Genomic DNA, 26,245 nt, shown 5'->3' with positions numbered 1-26,245 from the left:
CCGAGGAGGCCTGGGCCCGCCTTGGGGCGGCCCGGCGCCGGGCCCAGGGATCGAAACCGGCGGACTGGCAAAGCCAGATCCGCGGTTTCCGGCTGGTACCAGCCTCTTGGCAGGTCGCACGGTTGCTACCGCTGGCAGCCAGCGATAGCAACCGTGCCTCCCCCCAAGATAACGGTACTAGACCCAGGATGCGGTGGATCCGGCTTTGCCGGTCCACCCGCATCGCCCCCTTGAGGGGGGCGCCCGAAGGGCGTGGGGGTGGGCTTCCCTTCCGGTCCACCCGCATCGCCCCCTGGGGGGCGCCCGAAGGGCGTAGGGGGGGGACCATAATCGGCCGAGACCTCCCGCAGGCAGCGCATCAGGCGTTCGCTGGCGGGGGACAGCGCGCGCTGCTTGCTCCAGGTCAGGCCGATGGGGCGCAACAGGCCGGGGAGTTCCAGCGGCAGGATGGCCAGCATGCCGAGATCGCTGTAGTGCCGCGCCGCGACGCGGGACAGCAGGCCGACGGCCTGGGTGGACTGGAGGTAGGTCGCGATGACCGGCACCGACAGGGTTTCGATGTAGTCGCTGGGCATGGCGATGTCGTGTTCCTGGAACACGGCCTCCAGCGGTTCCCGGGGCAGGGACGCGACCGGCGGCAGAATCCAGGGATAGGGGGCCAGGTCGCGCCAGTGCAGGGACGACGCCCCGGCCAGTGGATGCTGGCGGCCCACGACGACCATGCTCGACCCCTCGAACAGCGGAGCTTCCTCGAAGTCCGCCGACGGCCAACTGGACAGGCGGCCCACCAGGACGTCCAGGTCGCCGCGCCGCAACTGCGGCAGCAGCGTGTTCATCGAGCCTTCCTGCACGTGCACCGTGGTCGTGGGCGAAACCCGCTTGAGGGCGGCCAGGGCCTGGGGCACCAGCGCCGAAGTCATCGCGGGCATGGCGCCCAGCGCGGCCCGGCCGGATGCGCCGGACAGCAGCGCGCGCAACTCGTCGCGGGTCTGGGCCAGGGTGTTGAGCATCACGCGGGCCTGGCGGATCAGGCATTCGCCGTAGACGTTGGGTTGCACCCCCCGGGCCGTGCGGTCGAACAGCTTGAAGCCCAGGCCTTTCTCCAGCTCGGACAGCGCCAGTGACACCGCCGGCTGGGTGATGTTGAGGCTGGCGGCGACCTTGCCCAGGTTGCGCAGCTCGTCCAGCGCCACCAGCAATTGGAGGTGGCGCGGCTTGAGGTTGGCGCGGATGTACCAGTCGAGTCTCGCCATGGCGGATCTCTCCGGAATTTCATAAGTGAATGCTTATGATAATCGCCGGATTATTAAGTGGTTTGCTTATGTTGATGCGGGCATGATGGGCGCCTTCGATCAGGAGTCCCCGTGTCCCATCCCAAGCCGACATCGATCATCGATCTTCATACCCACGTCATCGCCTCGGACCAGCAGGCCTATCCGCTGGCGCCGCTGTCCGGCCGGCAGTCGGACTGGTCGCGCGAGCGGCCGGTCACGCGCGAGGCCATGCTGGCGGCCATGGACGAGGCAGGCATCGCGCAGGTCGCGCTGGTGCAGGCTTCCACCTGCTATGGCCACGACAGCAGCTATGTCGCGGATTCCGTCGCCGCCCGGCCGGACCGTTTCATCGGCGTCTATTCGATCGGCCTGGCCGAGCCCGGCGCCGCCGAGCGCATCGCCTATTGGCACGGCCGCGGGCTGCAGGGCATGCGCGTGTTCATCGCCGGCCACACCGCGGCCGACCACGCCGCGCGGCTGGACGACCCGCTGGGCTTTCCCGCCTGGGAGCAGGCGCAGGAACTGGATATCCCCGTGTGCGTGCAGCTGCGGGCCGATGGCCTGCCGCAACTGGAGAATATCCTGCGGCGCTTCCCGCGCGTGCGGGTGCTGCTGGACCACTTCGCCCGGCCCCGGCTGGACGACGGCCCACCCTATGCGGCGGCGGCCAGCCTGTTCGCGCTGGCGGACCATCCCAACCTGTTCTTCAAGTTCACCACCCACAACGTCCGGGAGGCCCGCGAAGGGGCGGCCACGCAGGCCAGCTTCCTGCGGCGCGCGATCGACGTGTTCGGCGTCCGCCGCATCGCCTGGGGATCGAATTTCCCGGCATCGGCGGGCAGCCTGGCCAGCCTGCTGGGCGAGGCCCTGGAGGCCACCGCCTCGCTGTCCGGCGAAGAACGGGAATGGATCTTCCATCGCACGGCCCGGGCTCTGTATCCCGCGCTGGACGCCGCCTCGGCAAGGGGGGCGTGATGGGTTCGACGACGCTGCGCACCCTGCTGGGTGATTATCCGAACACGCTGGCCCTGAAGCGGGGCGAGATCGCATCGGCGTCCGTCGGTTTCGAGTTCGATCCGGTCAAGACCGCCAACCGGGCGTTCAAGCGCGTGGTGCGCGAGGGCGCCTTCGACGTGGCGGAACTGGCGCTGGTGACCTTCCTGCAGGCCAAGGCCTACGGCAAGCCCCTGGTGCTGATGCCGGCCGTGGTGGGGGCGGGCCGCTACCAGCATCACTGCCTGGTCCACAACATCGAGCGTGGCCGCCTGCGGGTGGCGGAGCTGGCCGGCAAACGCATCGGGATCCGGGCCTACGCCCAGACCACGGTGGCCTGGGTGCGGGGCATCCTGGCCGACGACTATGGGGTGGACCTGAACGGAATACGCTGGGTGACGTTCGAGGACGGGCACCTGGCCGAATTTGCCGATCCGCCCGGGGTGACGCGGGCCGAGGGCCGGAACATGGTGGAGATGCTGCTGGCGGGAGAACTGGACGCGGCCATCATCGGCACGGACCTGCCCGACGATCCGCGCCTGGCGCCGGTGCTGCCCGATCCCCATGCGGCCGCCGCCGCGTGGGGTGCCCGGCACGCCATGGTGCCCATCAACCATATGGTGGCCGTGGACCGGGCGCTGTGCGAGACGCGTCCGGAGGTGGTCCGCGAGGTCTACCGGCTGCTGCAGGAAAGCAAGGCCGCGGCCCGGCGGGACGCCGGCGGGCCGGATCTGACGCCGTTCGGCGTGGAGCCCAACCGCCATGCGCTGGAACTGATCATCCACTACGCCTACGACCAGAAACTGATTCCGCGCCGCTATGCCGTCGACGAGCTGTTCGACGACGTGACCCGCGTGCTGTGACCGGCGCCGGCCATGGGGCCGGTCCGTAAAGACTATCGCGGCGGCGGGGACCGCCGCCTTCATTCCCAGGAGACAACATGAAATGGTTCGCAATCCTGGCCGCCTGCGTGGCGGCCGCCGTTCCCACGCTTCCCGCGCAGGCCCAGGTGGGCGGCCAGGTCACCCGCATCGTCGTGCCGTTCGCGGCGGGCGGAGCCCGGGAACTGCTGGCGCGCACGTTCTACCAGGAACTGGGCCAGCAGCTGGGCCAGACCATCATCATCGAAAGCCGGCCTGGCGCGGGCGGCGCCATCGGGACGTCCAACGTCGGGCGGGCCGATCCGGACGGTCGCACGCTGCTCATGGCCGCGTCCAGCCACTTCGTCACGGCCGCGCTGGGCGCCAAGCCGCACTATGACCCGGTCAAGGATTTCACGCCGGTGGCCAATATCGGCACCCAGAGCTACGTGCTGATGATCAGCAGCGCGCTGCCGGCCAGGAACGTGGCCGAATTCATTGCCTATGCCAAGAAGCGCCCGGGCGAGCTGAACTACGGCTCGGCCGGCATCGGCAGCTCCACCCATCTGGCCATGGCCTATTTCCTGAGCACGGCCGGGCTGGACATGCTGCACATCCCCTACAAATCCACCCAGGAAGCGGCCAACGACGTGGCCGGCGGGCGGGCGCAGGCGGTGATCGTGCCCAATGCCGGCGTCGGCGCCTACCTGCAGGATGCCAGGCTGCGCATCATCGGCGTGACCTCGCGCCAGCCTTCGCCCCTGCTGCCCAGCGTGCCGCCCATCGCCCAGGCCGGCCTGCCTTCCTACGTGTTCGAGTCGTGGTTCGGCCTGCTGGCGCCCGCCGGCACGCCCGCGCCGGTGGTCCAGCGCATCAACGCCGCGGTGGCGAAGGTGCTGGAGATGCCGGTCATCAAGGAGCGCCTGGCCACCCAGGGCGTGGCGCCGGATGCCATGAACGTCGATGAGTTTGGCAAACTGTTCGTCCAGGACAGGCAACTGATGGCCCGCATCGTCAAGGAGGCCAGGCTCACCCGGGATTGACCCGGACCGGTCCCGGCCAGGGGCGGGCGCCGTCTCCGGGCCGGGCCAGCCTCCGGGGCGGCGGCCGGGCGGGGATGTCCATGCGGACGGCGCGCGCGATTCAACGTCCTCCCACGGTGCTAAACTGGCTGGCTTATCCCCTATCCCGGCTGGGATGCTAGGCCACGGCCCGGCCCCGGTTGCTTGCAAATATCGCGCATGGTTTCCTCTCTGCTCAAGAAAATTTTCGGCAGCCGCAATGACCGGCTGCTGAAGCAGTACGGCAAGTTGGTCGCTCGGATCAACACGCTGGAGTCCCAGACCGCCGCACTCAGCGACGAGCAACTCACGGCCCGCACGCAAGAGTTCAAGCAACGCTACCAGAACGGCGAGTCGCTGGACGACCTTCTGCCCGAGGCCTTCGCCGTCGTGCGCGAGGGCGGCAAGCGGGTGCTGGGCATGCGCCACTTCGACGTCCAGCTGCTGGGCGGGATCGTGCTGCACAGCGGCCGCATCGCCGAAATGCGCACGGGCGAGGGCAAGACCCTGGTGGCGACGCTGCCGACCTACCTGAACGCCATCGCCGGCAAGGGCGTGCACGTGGTGACGGTCAACGATTACCTGGCGCAGCGGGATGCGGCCTGGATGGGCCGCCTGTACAAGTTCCTGGGCCTGTCGGTGGGCGTGGTGGTCTCGCAGCAGCCCAACGAGGAAAAGATCGAGGCCTACCGGGCCGACATCACCTACGGCACCAACAACGAATTCGGCTTCGACTACCTGCGCGACAACATGGAATACCGCGTGGAGGACCGCCGCCAGCGCGCGCTGTTCTACGCGGTGGTCGACGAGGTCGACTCCATCCTGATCGACGAGGCGCGCACGCCGCTGATCATCTCGGGCCAGGCCGAAGACCATACCGAGATGTACATCCGGATGAACGCGGTGCCGCCGCTGCTGACCCGGATGGCGTCCGAGCCCAAGTCCAACGAGCCCGAGCCCGAGGGCGACTTCTGGGTGGACGAGAAAAGCCATCAGGTCTACCTGTCGGAAGCCGGCCACGAGAAGGCCGAGCAGATCCTGGAGCGCCAGGGCCTGCTGCCCGAGGGCGAGTCGCTGTACGAGCCGCGCCACATCAGCCTGATGCACCACCTGATGGCGGCGCTGCGGGCGCACAACCTGTTCTTCCGCGACCAGCACTACGTCGTGCAGAACAACGAAGTGGTCATCGTCGACGAATTCACCGGCCGCCTGATGGTGGGCCGCCGCTGGTCCGACGGCCTGCACCAGGCGGTCGAGGCCAAGGAAGGCGTGAAGATCCAGAACGAGAACCAGACCCTGGCCTCGATCACCTTCCAGAACTACTTCCGGATGTACGAGAAGCTGGCTGGCATGACCGGCACGGCCGATACCGAGGCCTACGAGTTCCAGGAAATCTACCGCCTCGAGACCGTGATCATGCCGACCAACCGGCCCATGATCCGCGCCGACCAGAACGACCAGGTCTTCAAGACCGACCAGGAAAAGTACAACGCCATCCTGGAAGACATCCGCGATTGCCAGAAGCGCGGCCAGCCGGTGCTGGTGGGTACCACCAGCATCGAGAATTCCGAGCTGCTGTCGGCCATGCTGGTGAAGGCCGGCCTGAAGCACGAGGTGCTCAACGCCAAGCAGCACGCGCGCGAAGCCGAGATCGTGGCCGAGGCCGGCAAGCCCGGCCACATCACCATCGCCACCAACATGGCGGGCCGCGGCACCGATATCGTGCTGGGCGGCAGCGTCGACAAGCAGGTGGACCTGATCCGCGCCGACGACGCGCTGTCCGAGACCGAGAAAGACATCCGCATCGCCCGCGTGCGCGACGAATGGAAGCCGCTGAACGAGCAGGTCAAGGCCGCCGGCGGCCTGCGCATCATCGGCACCGAGCGCCACGAATCGCGCCGCATCGACAACCAGCTGCGCGGCCGCGCCGGCCGCCAGGGCGATCCGGGTTCGTCGCGCTTCTACCTGTCGCTGGAAGATTCGCTGATGCGCATCTTCGCCGGCGACCGCGTGCGCGCCATCATGGAGCGCCTCAAGCTGCCCGAGGGCGAGCCCATCGAGGCCGGCATGGTCACCCGCTCCATCGAGTCGGCCCAGCGCAAGGTCGAGGCCCGCAACTTCGACATCCGCAAGCAATTGCTGGAGTACGACGACGTCGCCAACGACCAGCGCAAGGTCATCTACACCCAGCGCAACGAAGTCCTGGAAGCCCCCTCCATCGCCGACGTGGTCGCCAACCTGCGCGTGGCCACCTTCACCGAGACCTTCCGCGGCTACGTGCCCGAAGACTCGGTCGAGGAACAATGGGACGTGCCGGGCCTGCAGAAGGCGCTGGAGCTGGAATGGCAGGTCGAGCTGCCGCTGGCCGAGATGGTGGAAGCCGAACCCAACCTGACCGACGACGACCTGCTCGAGCGCGTGCTCAAGGCCTCGGCCGACGCCTACGATGCCAAGGTGACCCTGGTGGGCACCGAGATGTGGGGCCAGTTCGAACGCTCCATCCTGCTGCAGTCCATCGACACGCACTGGCGCGAGCACCTGGCCATGCTGGACCACCTGCGCCAGGGCATCCACCTGCGCGGCTACGCCCAGAAGAATCCCAAGCAGGAATACAAGCGCGAAGCCTTCGAGCTGTTCTCCAACATGCTGGACCGCATCCGCAACGACGTCGTCAAGGTGCTGATGACCGTGCGCGTGCAGTCGGCCGAGCAGGTGGAACAGGTCGAGCAGGACGCCGCCCTGCCGCACGTGCAGAACGTGCAGTACCACCACTCCGACTACGACGAGGCCCTGGCCGCCGCCAATGCGGCCGCGGGGTCCGGACAGGAACCGATGCGCAACGTGCTGCCCAAGGTCGGACGCAACGATCCCTGCCCCTGCGGCAGCGGCAAGAAGTACAAGCAGTGCCACGGCCGGCTCGCCTGACGCGGCGTCCCGCAACGTGACGAGAAAAGACCGGCGCTTGCCGGTCTTTTCATTGGTGGTGGGGTAGTATTCCGCCGGCATGCCTCCCGCGGGCCGATCATTCCGGAGCTTCGTCCATGTTCTCCGTGCGCCACATCGAAGCCTTCCAGGCCGTCATGGTCACTCGAAGCATGACGTCGGCCGCCGACGTGCTGTTCGTGACGCAGTCCGCCGTCAGCAAGCTGATCAAGGAGTTCGAGGAGCAGGTGGGATTCGAACTGTTCACCCGCAAGCGCGGTGGACTGGTGCCTTCCCCCGAAGCCCACTCGCTGCTGGCCGAGGTCGACCGGCTGTTCCTGGGGCTGGAAAAGATCGCCTTGGCCGCCGAACGCATCCGCTCCAAGCGCCACGGGCAGCTGCGCATCGTGGCCATGCCGTCGCTGACCACGGGCTTCCTGCAAGGCGTCGTCGCGGCATTCAGCCGCGAGCATCCCGACGTGAGCGTTTCCCTGCTGACCTACAACTCGCCCGAGGTGGTCGAGCTGGTCGCCTCCGGACAGTTCGACCTGGGTTACGCGATGACGCCGATTTCGCGGGATCGAGGGCTGGTGGCGCGCGTGTCGCTGGTCGACTGCGTGTGCATTCTTCCGCCCCGGCATCCGAAGCGGCGCAGGCGGGAGCTCGATCCGGGCGACCTGGCGGGCGAACCTTTCGTGTCCCTGGCGGCGGATAATCCCACGCGCATGAAGGTCGACGCGTTGTTCAAGAACGAGAACATCCACCGGCACCTGGCGTTCGAGGCGGGGTGGTCGGCGGCCGTGGTCGGCTTCGTCGCCCAGGGCATGGGGGCCTCCATCCTCGACCCCTTCTCGACCGACATGGCACTGGCTCTGGGTTGCTCGGTGCATCGCATGACCCAGCCGATTCCTTTCTCGTTCGCCGAGATCAAGGCCAGCTCGACGACCCGCAACGACCTGGCGGATCTTTTTTCCGCGCAGCTCGAAGAGCGGCTGCGCGGACTGCACGGCTACGCCCGCCCGCGGCGTGCCGCCAGCTAGCTACTCCAGCCGGGCGCCGGTACTTTTCACGAGCTTGCCCGTTTCCGCATAGTCGGCGGCCAGAAAGGCGGCGAACTCGTTCGGACCCATGAGTGCAGGCTCGATCCCGGCCTTCTGCAGCGCGTCCCGGACACTGTCCTGCCGCATGGCTTTCTCCGCGGCGGCATGCAGCTGTTCGATGCGGGCCCGGGGCGTGCCCGCCGGCGCAAGCAGGCCGTACCACGCGTCGTAGTTGAAACCCTGGACGCCCGCATCGGCCACCAGCGGAAAGTTCGCGAACATCCCCGTATGGCCGACCTTGGAGGTCATGCCCAGGATCCTGGCGCGCTTGTCCGACACGGCCAGTACGGCGCCTATGGTCGCGGGCATGATGAGGTGCGAGCGGCCCGCCAGCACGTCGGTCATGGCTTCGCCGGTGGACTTGAACGGGATGTGCTGCAACTGGATGCCGGCCATCTGCGCGAACAGAGCCATGCCGAGATGGCCGTTGCTGCCGTTGCCGGCGGACGCGTAGTTGAGCTGGTTGGGATGGCGCTTGGCGTAATCGACCAGTTCGGCAACCGTGTGGACGGGAAGGGCGCTGGACACCACCAGGGCGAAGCCCGTCTTGCCTATCATTGCCACCGGCGCGAAGCTCGCCAGCGCGTCGTACGGCATCTTGGGGTAGAGCCAGGGGTTGCTGGCGTGGTTCGAGGCCACCAGCGCCAGCGTCTTGCCGTTGGGCGCGCTGGCCGCAACCGTGGCCGTGCCCACGGTGCCGCCCGCCCCCGCGCGGTTCTCGACGATGATCGGCTCCCCCAGCGCCTGTCCCAGCGCGTTCTGGATGACTCTGGCCATCAGGTCCTGCGTGCCGCCCGCCGCAAAGGGTACGACCAGCCGGACGGGATCGGCGGCATGCGCCGCGAAGGCGCACAGGCCTGTCGCCAGTGCGAGGATGAAACGGGTGCTGCGCAAGAAGTTCGCCATCATTTTCTGTCTCCTCATTGTCGCCTGCACGGCTACAGCGCGGCCGTTTCCGCCTGTAGCTGCGTGTCGGCATTGCTCACCATTGCCTGGAACGTCTCCAATTCCCGCCGTGTGTCCGCCAGCTCGCGCAGCGCGCGGGCATGCAGCGCCGTGGCATCCTCGATCGCCGGGCCACCCGAGCCCCGGCGCCGCTGGAGGGATTGGCCGCTGTCGAAGGCCGCGCGGATTTCCTCGTTGCCCAGCCGCAGCTCGCGGCCCAGGATCTCCCGCGCCGCGCGCGCGACCAGCGGTGCCTTGATGTCCGTCGGGGAAATGCCATCGTCCAGCGCCAGGCGGACCACGCGCCCGGTGACGTGATGGGCCTCCTTGAAGGCCAGCCCGTGCCGCATGACCAGGTAGTCGGCGAAGTCGGTGGCCGTGGCGTAGTTCGCATCGGCCAGTTCCCGCATGCGTTGCCGCCGGGGGCGGACCCCGGCGACCACCGAGCCTGCCACCGGCAGCAGGCCGGCCACGCCGAGCAAGGCGTCCCACAGGAATTGCAGGCTGTCGGCGTTTCCGTCCAGCACGTGGCTGAAGGGCTTGGCATGGAAGGCGCTGAAGGCGGTCGTCATCGCGCCGATCAGATGGCTTTGCCGCCCCTTCAGGAATTCGAGCACGGCCTGATTCTTCTTCTGGGGCATGAGGCTCGACGTGATTGCCAGGTTGTCCGGCAGGTCCAGCATGCCGAATTCATAGGTCGTCATGAGGTAGAAGTCCTGCGCCAGCCGGCCGACCGTCGTCGTGGCGAACAGCGTGGCGGTCAGCAGTTCCATGATCGCGTCCTTGGAGGCCACCGCATCCAGCGCATGGGGCACCGGCGCGGCAAAGCCCAGCAGCGACGCGGTATGCGCCCGGTCGATCGGGTAGGGGGTGCCGGCCAGCGCGCCGGCGCCCAGCGGGCACTGGTTGATATGCTCCAGCGCCGCCAGCGTGCGACGAGTGTCCCGTTCCAGCGACCTTTCTATGCCCAGCAGGTAGAAGCCGAAGGTGATCGGCTGCGCATGCTGCATGTGGGTGTAGCCGGGCATCACGCAATCGAGGTTGCGCGCGGCCTGCTCGAGCAGCACTCCGCGCAGGTCCAGCAGCGCGGACGCGAGTTCCTGGCCCAGGGCACGGGCGCGCATCCGGTCCAGCGTGGATTGCAGGTCATTGCGGCTGCGGGCGACGTGCAGCCGCGATCCGGTGTCCTTTCCGGCGATCGCCAGCAACCGGGCTTCATAGTTGAAATAGACGTCTTCGAGCGAGCCGTCGATGACCAGCTTCGCCGGTCCTTCCGCCTCGATCTGGAGAATGGCGCGGTCCAGGGTGGCCGCCTCGGGCGCGCTTATCAGTCCCGCGCGGCGGATCGCGACCAGGTGCGCGCGGTTGAGCCGGGTCAGGAACGGAATGGACGCGGCCAGCGACGCCTGGATCCAGGGGATGAAGATGGCCTGTTGTGCCTGTTGGGAAAGCGGTTCGTGCAGAAAGCCGCTGACGGGGGATTGCGCTTCCATGAGGGGGCAGAGGGTGGAGTTGGGACGGCCCCACTTTGACTCAGCCCATTACATGAGATCAAGGCACTTTTTCTACTGTTCAGATTCCTAAAACTCATTCTAAGCACGAGCATGGAATCATGCCCCGATCGGTACGCGGCGCGCTGCGGAAGCCGCTCACACCACCTCGAACATGGCCTCGATCTCGACCACCACGCCGTGCGGCATGCTGTTCACGCCCACGGCCGTGCGTGTATGGGCGCCGGCTTCCCCGAACACCTCCACCATCAGGTCCGAGGCGCCGTTCACCACCTCGGCGATGCGCACGAAGTCCGGCGTGGCGGCGACGAAGCCGCGCAGGTTGACCACCGACACGATGTCGTCCAGGCCGTGGGGCAGGGCGGCGTGGGCCTGGGCCAGCACGTTCAGCGCGCTGGCGCGCGCGGCCTCCTGGGCCTGGGTCAGGTCCAGGGTGTCGCCCACGCGGCCGACGTGGCGCAGTTGCCCGTTCACGCTGGGCAACTGGCCCGAGACGAACAGCAGGTTGCCCAGCTTGCGCGCCATGCGGATGCGCGCGGCGCGCGCCGCGGGCGCGGGCGGCAGGATGATGCCCAGGGCCGACAGGCGGGCGTCGATGGGGCTTGGCATGGGTGGGACTCCCGATGATGACAAAGGAAGCCATTCTCTCGCCCGGGCTCATGGCGCGGGCTGATTTTTCGCGCCGGGGCCATAACCATCCGGTTGGAACCGCGGGCGAAACTGGAATGCGGCCGCTGCCGGGGGCTCCGTATCATGGCCGTTTCGACAAGGAGCACGCATGCTGTACATCATCTATCAGGAAGACCGGGACGACGGCGCGGCGGAGATCCGCAAGCAGGTCAAGCCCGCGCATCTGGACTATCTGGCCCGGTTCGAGTCCAGGCTGGTGCTGGGCGGGGCCATGCTGGCCGAGGACGGCGTCGGGCGCACGGGCAGCGTGCTGATCCTGAACGTGGGCAGCCTGGCCGAGGCCGAGGCGTTCTCGCGCGACGAGCCGTTCCGCAAGGCCGGCCTGTTCAAGAGCGTGAAGATCTCGCGCATGCGGCGCGGACAATGGAATCCGGCCGCCGCGCCCGCCACCGCCGAGGGCAACTGACCGGCATCAGGCTGCGGGCGGGCGGTGGTAGAGTTCGCCGGCGGCCTGCTCGAGGCTGTCCACCATGCGCAGCGCGGCGGCCGACAAGCTGTTGTGGGCGTGGGTGATGATGCCCACGGGCAGGGCGGGATAGCCGATGTCCACCGGCAGCTTGGCCAGGATGCCTTGCTCGATGTCGGCCTGGACGATCTGCCAGGGCAGCGCGGCCACGATGTCCCGTTGCAGCAGCAGCGCGCGTATCAGCGGGAACGACAGGGTCTCGACGATGCGGGCGGGCAGGTCCAGCCCCTCGCGCGCGAAGAACATATGGATGGGCGTGCGCGCGACGCTGCTCGCGTGCGGCATGACCCATTCCTGCGCGGCCAGGTCCGCGGGCGTGGGCGCGGCCTTGTCCGCCAGTGGATTCTGGCGTCCGGCCACCAGCACGATGGGTTCGAAGTACAAGGGGATCTGCCGGATCTGCCCGTGGCCGTCCTGCTCGGACATGCGTCCCACGACGATGTCGATTTCTCCCGATTGCAGCCCGCTCAGCAGCCTTTCCTTGCTGCCGTCCACCACCGACACGCGCGTGGCGTCGCCGCCGGCGAAGAACAGCGACAGCGCGCGCGGCAGCAGCGTGGGCAGCGCCACCATGTAGCTGCCTATCGCCAGCTTGCCGGCCGATCCCTGGCGCAGGGCGGTCAGTTCCTCGGCCGCGCGCTTGAGTTCCGCGTGCAGCGAATGGGCATAGCGCAGGACGTGGCTGCCGAACACGGTGGGCACGACGCCCTTGGCGGTGCGATCCAGCAGCCGCTCGCCCAGCAGCGTCTCGAGTTCGTGGATGGTCTTGGACACCGCGGGCTGCGACATGTGCAGCGTTTCCGCCGCGCGCGACAAGGCGCCGCATTCGGCCACGGTCTTGAACATCAGCAGATGGCGCAGCTTGACCTGGGTGGTCAGCACGCGCTCGATCGATCGCTCGGCTTCCATGTATGAACCCCGACGGCAGGAAGGAGAGGGTGGAGGCCGACCCATAACCATTTGGTTTGCCCGGCCGCCCGAATGCGAATGATCGCACGGCCGGGCCGCTGATAGAGTGGCCGCATCCCTGCCATGCCGGAGAGTGCCTTGAAGATCACCGCTTTTTCCCTTGACCACCTGAGCCTGCCCGACGAAGATCCCAACTGGAAATTCGCGGGCCAGGCCTATCCGACCAACGATGCCGTCGTGCTGACCCTGACGGCCGAGGACGGCACGCAAGGCTGGGGCTATGCCGCGGCCTTTCCCCATCTGGCCGCGACGGCGCTGGGGGTGGAAGGCGCCTTGCAGCGCATCTGCCCGGCGCTGGTCGGCCAGGACGCGATGGCGATCGAGGCGAACCTCGTGCGCGTTCAGGCCGCGCTGGTGGGCAACAATCCCGCCAAGGCGGCCATCGACTGCGCGCTGCACGACCTGAAGGCGAGGCTCCTGGGCGTGCCGCTGTACGAGCTGCTGGGCGGCAAGACCACCGACCGTATCGCCATCTGCCGCATGCTGGGCCTGAAGACGCCTCCCGAGATGGCCGAGCGCGCGCAGCGCCTGGTGGACCAGGGCTACCGCCACCTGAAGCTCAAGGTGGGCGGTTCCGTGCGCGAGGACATCGAGCGCCTGCGCGCGGTGCGGCGCCAGGTGGGCGACGCCGTGCGGCTGGTGGCCGACCCCAACCAGTCCTACCGCGCCAAGGACGCCATCGTGTTCGCCCAGCGGGCCGTCGAATTCGACGTGGACATCATCGAGCAGCCGGTGCGGGCCGACGACCTGGACGGGTTGCAGGAAGTCACGCGCGCCTCCAGCATCGCCATCGAGGCCGACGAAAGCGCCTACGACGCGTCGTCGACCTACCGCCTGGCGGCGAGCCGCTCGATCAACGCGGTCAGCCTGAAGGTGCCCAAGATGGGCGGCCTGCGCGCCGTGCAGACGGCCGCGCGCATCTGCGAAGTCGCGCACCTGGGATGCCGGATGGGCGCCAACGTCGGCAGCCAGTTGCTGGCCGCCCATGCCCTGCACCTGGCCGTGGCGCTGCCCAACATCACCTATGCCTGCGAGCTGGCCGAGTTCCAGAAGCTGCTGAACGATCCGTTCGAGGGCCTGAAGGTCGTGGACGGCCATCTCCACGTTCCGGAAGGCCCGGGCGTGGGCGTCGTCCGCCGCGCGTCCTGATCGCGTCCGTCCGTACATTTCTTTTCAAGGAACGTCCATGGAGTTGACCATGCTTCCCCGCCGCCCCCTCCTGCAATCCGCACTGTTCCTGCTGGCCGCGACGCTGGCCGGCAACGCCGCTGCCCAGCCGCTGCCGCGCCAGATCCGCATGGTCGTGCCGTTCTCGCCCGGCGGCCCGGCCGACCTGATCGCGCGCAAGCTGTCCGAGCGCCTGGGGCCGCAGCTGGAGGCGACCGTGATCATCGACAACCGCCCCGGCGCCAACGGCACGATAGGCGTGCAGGCGGTGGCCAAGGCCGCGCCCGACGGCGGGACCCTGTTGTTCGCGACCTCGGGCATGCTGACCATCAGCCCCGTCCTGTACAAGGACCTGAACTACGACCCGTTGAAGGACCTGAGTCCGATCGGCCGGGTGGTGGCCAACGGCACCGCCCTGCTCGTGGGCAAGCAACTGCCGGCCAAGGACATGAAGGAGTTCGTCGCCTACGCGCGCCAGTCCGCGAATCCCGTTCCGATCGGTTCGGCGGGGACGGGCAACATCACGCACCTGTACATGGAGCTGATGAAGGATGCCACGCGCGGCAACTTCGTCCACGTGCCCTACAAGGGGGTGGCGCCCGCGCTGACCGACGTCATGGGCGGCCAGATCGCCGGCGTGTTCGTCGACCTGCCGGCGGCGCTGCCGCTGCTCAAGGGGGGGAAGGTGAAGGCCCTGGGGCTGGTGGGCACCGAGCGCAGCCCGTCGGCGCCCGAGATTCCCACCATTGCCGAGCAGGGCTATCCGGGAGTGGATGGCGTGAGCTGGTTCGGCGTGCTGGCGCCCGCCGGCATGGCCGCCGACAAGGTGCAGGCCATTCACGCGGGCATCGCGCGGGTCCTGGCCGATCCGGCCATGATCGAGAACCTGAAGGAAATCGGTTCGGTTCCCGCCTTGAACCAGCCGGCGCAGATGACCACGCTTATGCGCGACGAGCAGGCGCGCTGGGCGCGGTTGATCAAGGCGCGCAACATCCAGGTCGACTAACCGCTTGGCGGGCGGCCCGCGGGGCCGCCCGGGCCGGTTCAGTTGCCGGCCGTATTCTTGTCCGCGGCGCCGTGCTTGGCGCGGACCTTGGCCACGTGGTCGGCCAGCAGCTGCCTGGCCAGTTCGCCGTCGCGCGCCACGATGGCCGCCAGCATCTTGCGGTGCCGCTGCACCAGCCGCTTGCCCACCGCCGGCGTCGTGTACGGATTGACCGAGCGGTACAGCACGTACGAGATCGCCTTCATGATCGACGACAGGAACTGGTTGTGCGAGGCGTCGACGATGGACTGGTGGAAGGCCAGCGAGGCGGTGGTCAGTTTCTCCGGCGTGAAGTCTTCCGGCGAGGACACCAGTTCCTCGACCCGTGCCAGGCACGCTTCCATCTTGGCGATGTCGTCGGCGTTCGCGAGCTTGGCGGCGATCTCGGCGGCGCTGGCCTCGATGATGAGCTGAGCGTCGAAGACCTCGTCCGAGCCGACGCCGATCAGCTTGAGCTGGATGGCCAGCGCCTCGACTACCGGCGCGTCGTTGCCATTGGCGATGCGCGTGCCGCCGCCCGCGCCCGTGCGCACGTCCACCACGCCCAGCGCCTGCAAGCGCCCCATGGCTTCGCGGATGGGCAGGCGGCTGACCTGGAACTGCTCGGCCAGATCGTTCTCGGAACCCAGAAAATCGCCGGGTTGCAGCTTGCCGTCGAGCACGGCTTCCTTGATCTGTTTTTCAACGCGCATGGCCGTGGATTCGGTGCGTCCGGCGCGCCACACAGGTAGATCGGCTCTCGTACGTGCCATTTTTTCTGTTCCACCGTTCATAAGTCGCAGACTGTATGAGCGATTATATCCGCTCTCATGACCTCGGGCCCCCTGCCGCGATACGGCGACCCGGGCTCAGTATAAACACTAAAAAATCCGCTCATCTCATCAAAAAACATTACGGAATCAATGCGTTAAGACGGCCTGCCCGGTCCGCGCGCGTGTCGGGCCGCGAGGGAGCGGCCTTGACACTCCTGGTGATCACTCATACAGTATGACTATTAAAATAACTTACCAGAAAACGGGCAAATGGAGACACATCGATACGGCTCGAGGGGCGCGGCATGGCGCAAATAGTCCTCGGGCTGGGAACCTCGCACGGGCCGCAGCTTTCCACGCCTCCCGACAAATGGCGCCTGCGGGTGGAAGCGGACCGGGCGGAGACGGCGCATCCCTATCGCGGCGCCACCTACGGCTTCGACGAACTGGCCGCGATGCGGGCGGCGGAAGGCCTGGACGAACGCGTCACGCCTGATGCCATGGCCGGCCATGCGCAGCGCTGCGCAGAGGCGGTCGACTCACTGGCCGCGCGCCTGCAGGAAGCCCGCGTGGACGTGGCCATCATCGTCGGCAACGACCAGCGCGAGGTGTTCGGCGCGCGCCTGACGCCCGCGCTGTGGATGTACGCGGGGGCCGAGGTCGCCGACGAGCCCGTGCATCCCGAACGCCTGGCGAAATTGTCGCCGGCCATTGCCATTTCGGCAACGGCCATCAAGCCCGCCGTGTCGTCGCGCTACCCCGGCCACCCGCAACTGGCGGCGCACCTGGGCGCCGCGCTGGCCGACGCCGGCTTCGACCTGGCGCAGTCCGACGAGATGCCGCAGCGCGGACCCGGTCCGGCCACGGGCATGCCGCATGCCTTCGGCTTCGTCTATCAACGGTTGATGAAGGGCAGCGTGCTGCCGCACGTGCCGTTCATGCTGAACACCTTCTATCCCCCCAATCAGCCCCGCGCCGCACGCTGCATGGACTTCGGCCGGGCCCTGGCCCAGGCGGTGGCCGCGTGGCCGCAGGCGCTGCGCGTGGCGCTGATCGCCTCCGGGGGGCTGAGCCACTTCGTCATCGACGAGACCTTCGACCGCGCCCTGCTGGATGCCATGCGGCGGCGCGACGAGGACTGGCTGCGCGGCATCGACGAGGCGACCCTGCAATCGGGCACGTCCGAGTGCAAGAACTGGCTGCCCGTGGCCGCGGCGTGCGCCGAGGCCGGGCTGGAGATGGAACTGGTGGACTACGTGCCGTGCTACCGCTCGCATGCGGGTACCGGCACGGCCATGGCATTCGCGGCCTGGCGATAAGGCCGCGGCAAAGGAGCAAGAAGTGCTGTCCAGGAAAGACAACGACATGCTGACACAGGTGGGGCCGGGAACGCCCATGGGCGAGCTGTTCCGCCGGTTCTGGCTGCCGGCCCTGCTGGAAGAGGAACTGCCCGAGCCCGACGGCGCGCCCGTCAGGCTGCGGCTGCTGGGCGAGGACCTGGTGGCGTTCCGCGACACCAGCGGCCGGGTCGGGCTGGTGGATGCCTATTGCGCGCACCGCCGCGCGGGGCTCTATTACGGCCGCAACGAAGAGAACGGCCTGCGCTGTGTCTACCATGGCTGGAAGTTCGATGTGGAGGGCCGCTGCGTGGACATGCCGTCCGAGCCGCACGAGACCAACTACAAGGACCGCGTGCGGATCACGTCCTATCCCACGGCCATACGCGGCGGTGTCGTCTGGGCCTACATGGGACCCGAAGGCACCCAGGGGCCGCTGCCGGAATTCGAGTGGTCGGAGCTGCCCGTCGCGCAGCGCACGGCCACCAAGCGGCTGCAACGCTGCAACTGGGCGCAGGCTGTGGAAGGCGGCATAGACTCGAGCCACATCTCCTTCCTGCACAGCCGCAAGGAGGGCACGGACTCCGGGCCGCGCAATCCCTATCACCAGAGCGACCGGCATCCGGTGTTCGAAGTGAGCGAGAGCGAGGCCGGGCTGGTGATCGCCGCCCGCCGCAACGCCGAGCCTGGCCATTACTACTGGCGCGTCACGCAGTTCCTGCTGCCGTTCTACACGATGATCCCGCCGGTGGGCGCGTTCAAGGAATCCAGCCGCGAGCCCTATGACGGCCATGCTTGGGTGCCGATCGACGACCACACGACCTGGACCTGGTCGTTCAGCGCCAGCCCGGCACGCCCGTACTCGGACGAGGAACGCGAGACGCGCGGCGGACGCAAGGGCTTCTGGGGGCCGGTGGACGAGGCCTACCTGCCCCTGCTGAGCGCCGACAACGACTACGGCATCGACCGCGAGAAGCAGCGCAACGACAACTTCACCGGCATCACCGGCATTCCCAACCAGGACGCCGCCGTGCAGGAAAGCATGGGCGCGGTGGTCGACCGTTCCAAGGAAAACCTCGGCCATTCGGACCGCGGCATCGTGAACTTCCGCCGGCTCATGCTGCGCCTGGCCAAGGCGCTGGCGGCCGGCGAGGTGCCCGAGGCCGCGCGGCGCGGCGACCTGTACCGCGTCCGCTCGGCCTCGGTGGTGCTGCCGGCCGACGTGCCGGTCGAGACCGGCGCCGCCGGATTGCTGAAAGCGGCGCCCGCCCCGGCGGACCGCTGACACGCCAAACAAGGAGGAGACACTATGCAAGGCAAGAGACTCGCCACGATGCTGGCCACCTGTATGCTGGCCTGCACGGCCGGCGCGGCCTACGCGCAGAAAGCCAAGAACACGCTGCGCATCGGACTGGTCGAACCCATCTCCAGCATGATCCTGTACGACGGGCCCAATCCCGAGGTGGGCATGTTCTCGCGCGGGCTGTTCGATCCGCTGCTGTGCTTCGACAATCGCACCGGCAAGTTCGCGCCCAATCTCGCCAGCTCCTGGAAGTGGCTGGACGACCAGACGCTGGAACTGAAGCTGCACACCGGCGTGAAGTTTCACGACGGGTCGGCCTTCGACGCCGACGACGTCATCTATACCTTCGGCTGGCTGACCGATCCCAACAACGGCCTGCGCTTCGCCGAGAACTACGCGCCGTTCAAGCGCGCCGAGAAAGTCGACCAGTACACGGTGCGCATCCACACCAACGGCCCGGCACCCACGGCGATGCTGCGGCTGGCCTACTCCACGCCCATCGTGCCGTCCGACCTGCACGGCAAGTACAAGAACAAGGGCGATTTCGGCCGCAAGACCCCGATCGGCACCGGACCGTTCAAGGTCGAGAGCTTCACGACCGACAGGATCGTGCTCGTGCCCAACCCCGACTACACGCACGGCACGCCGTGCAAGCCGGCGGCACGCGTGGCGCGGGTCGAGGCCGTGCCCATGCCGGACACGCAGACCCAGATCGCCAACCTGGCGACCGGCAACATCGATTTCATCAAGGTATCGGACAAGGCCCAGGCCGACATGCTGTCCAAGCAGCCGACCCTGAAGATGAGCGCCAACGAGGGCCTGACCTTCCAGTTCATGGCCATCGACTCGGCCGGCCGCTCGGGCAACGCCGCGCTGTCGAACCTGAAAGTCAGGCAGGCGATGGCGATGGCGGTCAATCGCACGCTGGTGGCGCGCAGCGTCACGCCGGGCGGCGATGCCGTGATGGCGCCGGATGCGCTGTGCCTGCCCATCCACCGCGCCTGCGCCTACTCGACCAAGCCCCCGGCCTATGATCCGGCGGGCGCCAAGAAGCTGCTGGCCGAGGCCGGCTACCCCAACGGCTTCGACGTCGAGCTGACCGCGACGCCGGGGTCCACCGGGCTGGCCGAGGCGGTCGCGGGAGAACTGCGCAAGGTCGGCATCCGGGCCAAGGTCGATCGCATCACCTTCGCCGGATATCGGGAGAAGCAGCGCCAGGGCAAGCAGCAGGTGCTGATCAGCCTGTGGACCTCGGGCGGCCTGCCGGATGCCTCGTCGCCGGTCCAGTTCCTGTTCGCCCCGGGCGCGCGCGACTACTGGCACGACAAGCAGATCCAGGCCTGGATGAAGGAGGGCATGGCCACCACCGACGAAGAGCGCCGCGAAGCCATCTACAAGAAGGCCTACGACCGGGTCAACGAACAGGCGTACGTGGTGCCGCTGTCGACCAAGCCGGACGTATTCATCCACAACCGCGACCTGGTGCTGGACAAGACCTCGGGCGGCGTCTACGGACTCGATTTCTACGAAGTCCACTGGAAGTGAGGACGGCATGCTCCAGTTTTTCATCCGCAGGCTGGGCGTCTCGCTGCTGGTGGCCGTCACCGTCTCGGTGATCGGCTTCGCCCTGCTGCGATTGTCCGGCGACCTGGCCTCGGCGCTGGCGGGCGAAACCGCCACGCCCGAGGAGATCGCCCGCGTGGCCGCCATGTACGGCCTCGACCGGCCGCTGTACGTCCAGTATTTCGACTGGGTGTGGAGCGCGCTGCATGGCGACCTGGGTACCTCGCTGTTCTCGCGCGTGCCCGTGCTGGAACTGATCGTCGATCACCTGGGCGTGACCATCGCGCTGGCGCTGTGCTCGCTGCTGCTGTCGCTGCTCGTCGCCATTCCGCTGGGCGTGGTGGCGGCCATGCGGCCCAACACCTGGATCGACCGGACGGCGCTCGCGCTGGCCGTGTTCGGCCAGGCCATTCCCAACTTCTGGTTCGCGCTGATCCTGATCTTCGTGTTCGCCGTGAAGCTGCAATGGGCGCCGGTCTCGGGATCGGACACCTGGGTGCACTTCATCCTGCCGACTGTCACGCTGGGGCTGGGGACCATGCCGGCCAAGATGCGGCTCACGCGCACCGGCATGATCGATGCGTTGTCCTCGGACTTCGTCCGCACGGCGCGCGCCAAGGGGTTGTCGGCCCGTGCGGTGCTGTTCAAGCACGCGCTGCGCACGGCCATCCTGCCGGTGGTCTCGGTGTCGGCGGTGTCGCTGGGTTTCCTGCTGGGCGGCTCGGTCATCGTCGAATCCGTGTTCGGCCTGAACGGTATCGGCCAACTGGCCTTCCAGTCCATCAGCCAGATCGACTTCCCCGTGGTGCAGTCCATCCTGGTCTTCCTGGCGTTCTGCTACATCTTCCTGACGATGCTGGCGGATCTGATCAACGCGCGCCTGGATCCGAGGATCAAGCTATGAGCACTGTCATGGACGCAAACCTGGCGGACCCAAGCGCTGCGCGCAGGGATCCGACTTCGCCGCGGGCGATCATGCGGCGGCGCGCCCGCTCGCACGTCGGCTTTCTGATCGGCGCGGGCATCGTGCTGGCGGCCGTGCTGGTCGCGGTGTGCGCGCCGTGGCTGGCGCCCTACGATCCCTATGCGCAGGATCTTTCCAAGACGCTCGTCGATCCGGTCTGGACCACGGGCTCCTGGGAGCACGTGCTGGGCACCGACTCGCTGGGCCGGGATTACCTGAGCCGACTGATCTACGGCGCCAGGGTGTCGCTGACGGTGGGCTTCGGCGCCGCCGCCATCGCCGGGGTGATCGGTTCGCTGCTGGGCCTGGTGGGCGGATACTTCGGCGGCCGGGTCGACACCTTCGTGGTGTACGTGCTGAACGTCAAGCTGGCGCTGCCCAGCGTGCTGATCGCCCTGTCGCTGGTTTCCATCGTGGGCGGGTCGATGACGGCCATGGTGGTCATCCTGGGCCTCCTGACCTGGGACCGCTACACCGTGGTCACGCGCAGCGTGGTGCAGCAGATGCGCAGCAGCGAGTTCATCCACGCGGCGCGGGCCATCGGCGCCTCGCACACGCGGGTGCTGTTTCGCGAGGTCCTGCCCAACGTCATGAACCAGATCATCGTCGTGGCCAGCCTGGAGATCGCCATCGTCATCCTGATCGAGGCGGCCCTGTCCTTCCTCGGCCTGGGGGTGCAGCCGCCCACGCCGTCCTGGGGCCTGATGGTCTCGGAAGGGCGCGCGATGATGTTCTTCAAACCTTATCTGATCGTGTTGCCCGGCATGGCGATCTTCCTGCTGGTCATGGCGATCAACCTGGCGGGCGACGGACTGCGCGACATCACGGCGCCGGAGGGCAGGGCATGAGCGCGAATTCCCAACCCCTGCTGCAGGTCGACGGCCTGTCGGTGGAAATGGACGTGCCGGCCGGCCTGCTGCACGCGGTCAGCGACGTCAGCTTCGAGGTCGGCGCGGGCCGCACTTTCTGCCTGGTGGGCGAGTCGGGCTGCGGCAAGACCATGACCTCGCTGGCGCTGATGCAGCTGCTGCCCCGCAAGGCCCGGCTGTCGGCGCGACGCATCCTGTTCGAGGGACGCGACCTGGCGCGGATGTCGCCGCGCGAGATCGCGCGGCTGCGCGGGGACCGGATGGGCATGATCTTCCAGGACCCCATGACCGCGCTCAATCCCGTCTACACCATCGGCGACCAGCTGGCCGAGGTCTACGTGCGCCACCGGCGCGCCAGCCGCGGGCAGGCGCGCGACCGGGCAGTCGAGCTGCTCGAGCGCGTCGGCATCATGTCGGCGGGGCAACGGCTGGCGCAGTATCCGCATCAGTTGTCCGGCGGGCTGCGGCAGCGGGTCATGATCGCCATGACGCTGATGTGCGAGCCCTCGCTGGTCATCGCCGACGAACCCACCACCGCGCTGGACGTGACCGTGCAGGTACAGATCCTGCAACTGCTCAAGAAGCTGCAGGCCGAGATGGGCATGGCCATCATCCTGATCACCCACAACCTGGGCGTGGTGGCGCGCATGGCCGACGACGTGGCCGTCATGTACGGCGGGCGCATCGTGGAGTCCGGCTCGCCGGCGCAGGTTTTCGGCCGCGCCAGCCATCCCTATACGCGCGGGCTCATGGCCTGCATGCCCACGCGGGGCGAGGCGGGTCCCGGCCAGCGCCTGGGCTCCATACCGGGCACCGTGCCCTCGCTGGTGGGCGCGCCCCAGGGCTGCGCGTTCCGCAATCGCTGCGCCCACGCGGGCGAGGCTTGCGGGCACGGCGTCATCGCGATGCGGGATGCCGGCGCGGGGCACCACTACCGCTGCGTCCTGGCCGCGGGGGCCGAAAGCGGACGCCATGCCGTCCAGGAGGCGCTGCAATGAACACGGTTTCCCTGGATACCGCGCGTCCCGCCGTGGCCGCGGACAAGGCCACGGTGCTGTCCGTGGAGCATCTGTGCAAGACCTATCCGGTGGGCGGCGGGCTGTTCAAGCCGCCCCGCCCGTTGCGCGCGGTGGACGACGTCTGCCTGACGGTGCAGCGCGGCGAGACGCTGGGCATCGTGGGCGAGTCGGGCAGCGGCAAGACCACGCTGAGCTGGATGATGCTGGGCCTGCTCCGGCCCAGCTCGGGCGAGATGACGGTGGAGGGCCGCCCGATCGCCTCGTTCGACCGGCTGGAGATCGCCCGCAAGATCCAGCCCATCTTCCAGGATCCGTATTCGTCGCTCAATCCCCGCCAGACCATAGGCGAGATCGTCGGCGCGCCGCTGGCCGTGCACCGGGTCGGCGACGCCGCCCAGCGCACGCGGCTGGTGCGCGAGATCATGGACAAGGTCGGCCTGCCCGCGCGCTTCGCCCATGCCTATCCCAGCCAGATGTCGGGCGGGCAGCGCCAGCGCGTGGCGATCGCCCGCGCCCTGGTGCTCAAGCCCGAGATCGTGGTGTGCGACGAACCGACGTCGGCGCTGGACGTCTCGGTGCAGGCGCAGATCCTGAACCTGCTGAAGGACCTGCGCCAGGAGCTGGGACTGACCTATGTCTTCGTGAGCCACGACCTGGGGGTGGTCGAATACATCTCGGACCGGGTCGCGGTCATGTACATGGGGCGGGTGGTGGAAACCGGCAAGGCCTCGCGCCTGATGTCCGCGCCGCGCCATCCGTACACCCAGGCGCTGATGGGGTCCATCCTGACGCCGGATCCGGCGCTGGGGCTGCCCGAGCTGCACCTGGGCCGGGGTTTTCCGGATCCGCTGAACGCGCCGCCGGGATGCCACTTCCACCCCCGCTGTCCGGAGGCCGCCGATATCTGCCGCACGACGGCGCCCCCCCAGCGGCACGACGAACAGGGCATGGTGGAGTGCCATCTGCGAGGCGGCGCGCCCGCGCAGGTCATCTCCTGGAAAACGGGCACCTAGGCCTTTTCACGGTATTTTCCCCATCATTCACGCGGAGTTACATCATGGGTCATTCTCAGGCAGCGGCGGCGGACGCCTCCAGGCTTTCCGCATTCGGCGAATTCTTCCATACCATCGACGGCAAGCCGGAAAGCAGCGGCGCGCACTTCGACGTCGTCAATCCTTCCACGGGCCAGCCCTTCGCCCGCTGTCCCGACGCCTCGCGCGCGCAGCTCGACAGCGCGGTCGCGGCGGCGCGACGGGCGTTCGTGCCCTGGCGCGAACTGTCGTTCGCCCAGCGCCGCGAATACCTGCTCAAGCTCGGACAGGCCCTGAAGGAGTCGATCGAGGAGCTGGCTCCTCTCCTGACCTCGGAACAAGGCAAGCCGCTCGCGCGCGCCCGGGAGGAACTGAACCGCGCGGTGGCGCAGTTCGATCTGCTGTCGCGCATCGAGATCAAGCCGGAAGTGTTCCGGGACGACGCGCAGGGGCGCACCGAACTGCACTACCGCCCGCTGGGCGTGGTCGGTGCGATCACGCCCTGGAACGTGCCCATCGTGCTGGCCGTGCCCAAGATCACGCAGGCCCTGTATGTGGGCGATACCGTGGTCGTCAAGCCTTCGCCGTATACGCCGCTGACGACGCTCAAGCTGGGCGAGCTGGCCCAGCGCGTGCTGCCTCCGGGCGTGCTGAACGTGGTGGCGGGCGGCAATGACCTCGGCCAGTGGATTACCGAGCACCCCGGCATCGACAAGATCTCGTTCACCGGATCGGTGGCCACCGGCAAGCGCGTGCTGGCCAGCGCCGCCGGCACGCTCAAGCGGGTGACGCTGGAGCTGGGCGGCAACGACGCGGCCATCGTGCTGGAGGACGTCAAGCCGGCCGAGATCGCGCCCCGCATCTTCCAGGCCGCCTTCGTCAACAGCGGCCAGGTCTGCATGGCCATCAAGCGCCTGTACGTGCATGACAGCATTTACGATGACATGTGCGCCGAACTGGCGGCCCTGGCCGGGAAGGTCCGCGTCGGCGACGGTTTCGATCCGGACGTGACGATGGGACCGGTGCAGAACAAGATGCAGTACGAGCGGGTGCTCGGCATCCTGGAAGACACCAAGGGAACCGGGGCGCGCATCCTGGCGGGCGGCAACGCGCGGCCGGGACCGGGCTACTTCATCGAGCCCACCATCGTCGCCGACATCGCCGAGGGCACCCGCCTGGTGGACGAGGAACCCTTCGGTCCGGTGCTGCCCGTGATCCGCTACACCGACGTCGACGACGCCATCCGGCGCGCCAACGATACGCGCTTCGGCCTGGGCGGTTCGATATGGACCAACGACCTGGTGCGCGGCGAAGCGCTGGCCTCGCGGCTGGAAGCCGGGACGACCTGGGTCAACCAGCACGTGGGCACCGAGCCCGGCGTGCCCTTCGGCGGCTGCAAGGAATCGGGCCTCGGGCGGGAATATTCGGAACTGGGCCTGAAGGGCTACATGGAGGCGCAGGTCGTCAAGGTGGCCCGCGCCGGCTGACGGGGAAACGCAAGCCGGGAGCGGGGCAGGGCCCCGCGGCCGGCGTGTACAATTTTGCATCCATTTTCCCCATGCTCCGCCTCATGACCGATTCCAAGCGCGCCAGGCAAGGCCGCGCAGGCGCCGAAACTGCATCGGCCACGCCCGCGTGGGAACCGGTCCACATCGAGACGCTGTCCAACCAGCTTATCCAGCAGATCCGCGATTCCTTCCTGGCCGGCCGGCTCAAGACGGGCGACTACCTGGGCAGCGAGCGTTCGCTGGCCGAGCAGTTCGGCGTTTCGCGGGTCGCCATCCGGGACACGCTGCGCTCGCTGGTGGCCATCGGCCTGATCGAGGTGCGCACCGGCAAGGCCGGTGGCGCCTGGATCGCCGCCGGCAATATCTCCCACTACGCCGATCTGCTGTCCATCCAGTTGCGGATGATGGGGGTGACGGAACTGGAGATGGTCGATGCCCAGGCGGCCATCGAGATCCAGGCCACCGGGCTTGCCGTGCTGCATGCCGGCCCTGACGACCTGGCGCGGCTCGAGGAATTCGTGGCGCGCCTGCACGCCTCGATGAACGAGCCGGAAGTGTTCACCGGCCTGGCGATGGATTTCCACGCCCTGGTGGTGCAGGCCTCCAAGAACCGCGCGCTGTCCGCGCAGTTCCTGGCCATCCGGCAGATCCTGCAATCGAACTACAGTCTGCACGCGCGCCAGGACCGGGCCGAGCGCACGGTGGCATTCGCCCAGAAGATGCTGGCGCATTTCCGTGCGCGAGACGCGGTGGCGGCGCGCAACGAGATGGCCGCGCGCCTGGCCCACATCCGCACGGCCACGCTGGACCTGACCGGCGCCTATTGGCTGGAACCCGAACCGCAGGCCGCCCCGGCGCCCGCACCGGCACCGCGCCGCGCGCGCCGGGCCTGATCC

Annotated in this window: 23 protein-coding genes; 17 read left to right on the top strand and 6 right to left on the bottom strand. The window is 68.1% G+C overall.

Features of this window, described 5'->3' with window-relative positions; genetic code table 11:
* Nucleotides 1–125: 125 nt before the first annotated feature.
* Nucleotides 126–1,253: a LysR substrate-binding domain-containing protein gene (locus EGT29_RS23315; protein WP_124691226.1), complete on the bottom strand. Its 1,128-nt coding sequence runs from the start codon at nucleotides 1,251–1,253 to the stop codon at nucleotides 126–128.
* Nucleotides 1,254–1,364: 111 nt separating this feature from the next.
* On the opposite strand from EGT29_RS23315, the gene EGT29_RS23310 reads away from it, so the two are divergent.
* The 5 genes from EGT29_RS23310 to EGT29_RS23290 all read left to right on the top strand — a co-directional run bounded on the left by EGT29_RS23310 (nucleotide 1,365) and on the right by EGT29_RS23290 (nucleotide 8,150).
* Nucleotides 1,365–2,249, top strand: a complete 885-nt coding sequence (locus EGT29_RS23310) for an amidohydrolase (protein ID WP_124691225.1) — start codon at nucleotides 1,365–1,367, stop codon at nucleotides 2,247–2,249.
* On the top strand, nucleotides 2,249–3,130 hold the full coding sequence (locus EGT29_RS23305; RefSeq protein ID WP_124691224.1) for a hypothetical protein: 882 nt from the start codon (nucleotides 2,249–2,251) through the stop codon (nucleotides 3,128–3,130). Before EGT29_RS23310 ends, EGT29_RS23305 begins: the two co-directional genes overlap by 1 nt.
* A 77-nt stretch (nucleotides 3,131–3,207) precedes the next feature.
* Nucleotides 3,208–4,170: a tripartite tricarboxylate transporter substrate-binding protein gene (locus EGT29_RS23300; protein ID WP_124691223.1), complete on the top strand. Its 963-nt coding sequence runs from the start codon at nucleotides 3,208–3,210 to the stop codon at nucleotides 4,168–4,170.
* Nucleotides 4,171–4,368: 198 nt separating this feature from the next.
* On the top strand, nucleotides 4,369–7,113 hold the full coding sequence (secA, locus tag EGT29_RS23295; protein ID WP_124691222.1) for a preprotein translocase subunit SecA: 2,745 nt from the start codon (nucleotides 4,369–4,371) through the stop codon (nucleotides 7,111–7,113).
* Nucleotides 7,114–7,229: 116 nt separating this feature from the next.
* Nucleotides 7,230–8,150 (top strand): LysR substrate-binding domain-containing protein, encoded by a 921-nt coding sequence (locus tag EGT29_RS23290; protein ID WP_124691221.1) that lies wholly within the window; start codon nucleotides 7,230–7,232, stop codon nucleotides 8,148–8,150.
* Here EGT29_RS23290 and EGT29_RS23285 read toward each other — a convergent pair whose 3' ends face one another.
* The 3 genes from EGT29_RS23285 to EGT29_RS23275 form a co-directional block, all read right to left on the bottom strand.
* A complete protein-coding gene (locus EGT29_RS23285) occupies nucleotides 8,151–9,119 on the bottom strand; it encodes a tripartite tricarboxylate transporter substrate binding protein (RefSeq protein ID WP_161567930.1) in 969 nt (322 codons plus the stop codon).
* 29 nt (nucleotides 9,120–9,148) lie between these two features.
* Nucleotides 9,149–10,648 (bottom strand): argininosuccinate lyase, encoded by a 1,500-nt coding sequence (gene argH, locus EGT29_RS23280; protein ID WP_124691219.1) that lies wholly within the window; start codon nucleotides 10,646–10,648, stop codon nucleotides 9,149–9,151.
* 156 nt (nucleotides 10,649–10,804) lie between these two features.
* Entirely contained in the window at nucleotides 10,805–11,275 is a 471-nt protein-coding gene (locus tag EGT29_RS23275; RefSeq protein WP_124691218.1) for a RidA family protein, read from the bottom strand.
* A 169-nt stretch (nucleotides 11,276–11,444) separates the two neighbouring features.
* Here EGT29_RS23275 and EGT29_RS23270 point away from each other — a divergent pair, with 169 nt between their 5' ends.
* Nucleotides 11,445–11,762, top strand: coding sequence for a YciI family protein (locus tag EGT29_RS23270; protein ID WP_124691217.1), 318 nt, complete (start codon nucleotides 11,445–11,447; stop codon nucleotides 11,760–11,762).
* A 6-nt stretch (nucleotides 11,763–11,768) separates the two neighbouring features.
* Here the strand turns inward: EGT29_RS23270 and EGT29_RS23265 are convergent, their stop codons facing one another.
* Nucleotides 11,769–12,731, bottom strand: a complete 963-nt coding sequence (locus EGT29_RS23265) for a LysR substrate-binding domain-containing protein (RefSeq protein WP_161567929.1) — start codon at nucleotides 12,729–12,731, stop codon at nucleotides 11,769–11,771.
* Between the two features lie 138 nt (nucleotides 12,732–12,869).
* On the opposite strand from EGT29_RS23265, the gene EGT29_RS23260 reads away from it, so the two are divergent.
* Both EGT29_RS23260 and EGT29_RS23255 read left to right on the top strand, forming a co-directional pair.
* The gene (locus EGT29_RS23260; RefSeq protein WP_161567928.1) at nucleotides 12,870–13,940 is read left to right on the top strand and encodes a mandelate racemase/muconate lactonizing enzyme family protein; all 1,071 of its coding nucleotides are present in this window, start codon (nucleotides 12,870–12,872) and stop codon (nucleotides 13,938–13,940) included.
* A gap of 49 nt (nucleotides 13,941–13,989) precedes the next feature.
* Nucleotides 13,990–14,964, top strand: coding sequence for a tripartite tricarboxylate transporter substrate binding protein (locus EGT29_RS23255; RefSeq protein ID WP_161567927.1), 975 nt, complete (start codon nucleotides 13,990–13,992; stop codon nucleotides 14,962–14,964).
* A 38-nt stretch (nucleotides 14,965–15,002) separates the two neighbouring features.
* On the opposite strand, the gene EGT29_RS23250 is transcribed toward EGT29_RS23255, so the two are convergent.
* The gene (locus EGT29_RS23250) at nucleotides 15,003–15,755 is read right to left on the bottom strand and encodes a FadR/GntR family transcriptional regulator (protein ID WP_161567926.1); all 753 of its coding nucleotides are present in this window, start codon (nucleotides 15,753–15,755) and stop codon (nucleotides 15,003–15,005) included.
* 305 nt (nucleotides 15,756–16,060) lie between these two features.
* Here EGT29_RS23250 and EGT29_RS23245 point away from each other — a divergent pair, with 305 nt between their 5' ends.
* The 9 genes from EGT29_RS23245 to EGT29_RS23205 all read left to right on the top strand — a co-directional run bounded on the left by EGT29_RS23245 (nucleotide 16,061) and on the right by EGT29_RS23205 (nucleotide 26,242).
* Nucleotides 16,061–17,074 carry a protocatechuate 3,4-dioxygenase gene (locus tag EGT29_RS23245; protein WP_124691212.1) on the top strand — a complete coding sequence of 338 codons (1,014 nt, stop codon included), beginning with the start codon at nucleotides 16,061–16,063 and terminating at the stop codon, nucleotides 17,072–17,074.
* Nucleotides 17,075–17,096: 22 nt separating this feature from the next.
* Nucleotides 17,097–18,377, top strand: a complete 1,281-nt coding sequence (locus EGT29_RS23240) for a Rieske 2Fe-2S domain-containing protein (protein ID WP_124691211.1) — start codon at nucleotides 17,097–17,099, stop codon at nucleotides 18,375–18,377.
* Between the two features lie 24 nt (nucleotides 18,378–18,401).
* Nucleotides 18,402–19,940 (top strand): ABC transporter substrate-binding protein, encoded by a 1,539-nt coding sequence (locus EGT29_RS23235; RefSeq protein ID WP_124691210.1) that lies wholly within the window; start codon nucleotides 18,402–18,404, stop codon nucleotides 19,938–19,940.
* A gap of 7 nt (nucleotides 19,941–19,947) precedes the next feature.
* Complete coding sequence (locus tag EGT29_RS23230; RefSeq protein ID WP_124691209.1) at nucleotides 19,948–20,862, top strand: ABC transporter permease; 915 nt, start codon at nucleotides 19,948–19,950, stop codon at nucleotides 20,860–20,862.
* Nucleotides 20,859–21,770, top strand: coding sequence for an ABC transporter permease (locus EGT29_RS23225; protein ID WP_124691208.1), 912 nt, complete (start codon nucleotides 20,859–20,861; stop codon nucleotides 21,768–21,770). The genes EGT29_RS23230 and EGT29_RS23225 overlap by 4 nt, the downstream gene beginning before the upstream one ends.
* On the top strand, nucleotides 21,767–22,789 hold the full coding sequence (locus EGT29_RS23220; RefSeq protein ID WP_124691207.1) for an ABC transporter ATP-binding protein: 1,023 nt from the start codon (nucleotides 21,767–21,769) through the stop codon (nucleotides 22,787–22,789). Before EGT29_RS23225 ends, EGT29_RS23220 begins: the two co-directional genes overlap by 4 nt.
* On the top strand, nucleotides 22,786–23,823 hold the full coding sequence (locus EGT29_RS23215; protein ID WP_124691206.1) for an ABC transporter ATP-binding protein: 1,038 nt from the start codon (nucleotides 22,786–22,788) through the stop codon (nucleotides 23,821–23,823). Before EGT29_RS23220 ends, EGT29_RS23215 begins: the two co-directional genes overlap by 4 nt.
* A 44-nt stretch (nucleotides 23,824–23,867) precedes the next feature.
* Nucleotides 23,868–25,328 carry an aldehyde dehydrogenase family protein gene (locus tag EGT29_RS23210; RefSeq protein ID WP_124691205.1) on the top strand — a complete coding sequence of 487 codons (1,461 nt, stop codon included), beginning with the start codon at nucleotides 23,868–23,870 and terminating at the stop codon, nucleotides 25,326–25,328.
* A gap of 83 nt (nucleotides 25,329–25,411) precedes the next feature.
* Entirely contained in the window at nucleotides 25,412–26,242 is an 831-nt protein-coding gene (locus EGT29_RS23205) for a FadR/GntR family transcriptional regulator (protein ID WP_161567925.1), read from the top strand.
* The last annotated feature ends 3 nt before the right edge of the window (nucleotides 26,243–26,245 follow it).

Origin of the sequence: Pigmentiphaga sp. H8 (genome assembly GCF_003854895.1) — a bacterium.
Classification (GTDB): Bacteria; Pseudomonadota; Gammaproteobacteria; order Burkholderiales; family Burkholderiaceae_B; genus Pigmentiphaga.
The sequence above is the reverse complement of the archived record's forward strand: the minus strand, read 5'-3'. Positions and strand labels throughout refer to the sequence as shown.

Bases quoted from the DNA above. Each gene is read 5' to 3' on its own strand.
- EGT29_RS23315 (WP_124691226.1), bottom strand. From the start codon at position 1,253: ATGGCGAGACTCGACTGGTACATCCGCGCCAACCTCAAGCCGCGCCAC.
- EGT29_RS23305 (WP_124691224.1), top strand. From the start codon at position 2,249: ATGGGTTCGACGACGCTGCGCACCCTGCTGGGTGATTATCCGAACACG.
- EGT29_RS23300 (WP_124691223.1), top strand. From the start codon at position 3,208: ATGAAATGGTTCGCAATCCTGGCCGCCTGCGTGGCGGCCGCCGTTCCC.
- secA (WP_124691222.1), top strand. From the start codon at position 4,369: ATGGTTTCCTCTCTGCTCAAGAAAATTTTCGGCAGCCGCAATGACCGG.
- EGT29_RS23290 (WP_124691221.1), top strand. From the start codon at position 7,230: ATGTTCTCCGTGCGCCACATCGAAGCCTTCCAGGCCGTCATGGTCACT.
- EGT29_RS23285 (WP_161567930.1), bottom strand. From the start codon at position 9,119: ATGATGGCGAACTTCTTGCGCAGCACCCGTTTCATCCTCGCACTGGCG.
- argH (WP_124691219.1), bottom strand. From the start codon at position 10,648: ATGGAAGCGCAATCCCCCGTCAGCGGCTTTCTGCACGAACCGCTTTCC.
- EGT29_RS23275 (WP_124691218.1), bottom strand. From the start codon at position 11,275: ATGCCAAGCCCCATCGACGCCCGCCTGTCGGCCCTGGGCATCATCCTG.
- EGT29_RS23270 (WP_124691217.1), top strand. From the start codon at position 11,445: ATGCTGTACATCATCTATCAGGAAGACCGGGACGACGGCGCGGCGGAG.
- EGT29_RS23265 (WP_161567929.1), bottom strand. From the start codon at position 12,731: ATGGAAGCCGAGCGATCGATCGAGCGCGTGCTGACCACCCAGGTCAAG.
- EGT29_RS23255 (WP_161567927.1), top strand. From the start codon at position 13,990: ATGCTTCCCCGCCGCCCCCTCCTGCAATCCGCACTGTTCCTGCTGGCC.
- EGT29_RS23250 (WP_161567926.1), bottom strand. From the start codon at position 15,755: ATGGCACGTACGAGAGCCGATCTACCTGTGTGGCGCGCCGGACGCACC.
- EGT29_RS23245 (WP_124691212.1), top strand. From the start codon at position 16,061: ATGGCGCAAATAGTCCTCGGGCTGGGAACCTCGCACGGGCCGCAGCTT.
- EGT29_RS23235 (WP_124691210.1), top strand. From the start codon at position 18,402: ATGCAAGGCAAGAGACTCGCCACGATGCTGGCCACCTGTATGCTGGCC.
- EGT29_RS23230 (WP_124691209.1), top strand. From the start codon at position 19,948: ATGCTCCAGTTTTTCATCCGCAGGCTGGGCGTCTCGCTGCTGGTGGCC.
- EGT29_RS23225 (WP_124691208.1), top strand. From the start codon at position 20,859: ATGAGCACTGTCATGGACGCAAACCTGGCGGACCCAAGCGCTGCGCGC.
- EGT29_RS23220 (WP_124691207.1), top strand. From the start codon at position 21,767: ATGAGCGCGAATTCCCAACCCCTGCTGCAGGTCGACGGCCTGTCGGTG.
- EGT29_RS23215 (WP_124691206.1), top strand. From the start codon at position 22,786: ATGAACACGGTTTCCCTGGATACCGCGCGTCCCGCCGTGGCCGCGGAC.
- EGT29_RS23210 (WP_124691205.1), top strand. From the start codon at position 23,868: ATGGGTCATTCTCAGGCAGCGGCGGCGGACGCCTCCAGGCTTTCCGCA.
- EGT29_RS23205 (WP_161567925.1), top strand. From the start codon at position 25,412: ATGACCGATTCCAAGCGCGCCAGGCAAGGCCGCGCAGGCGCCGAAACT.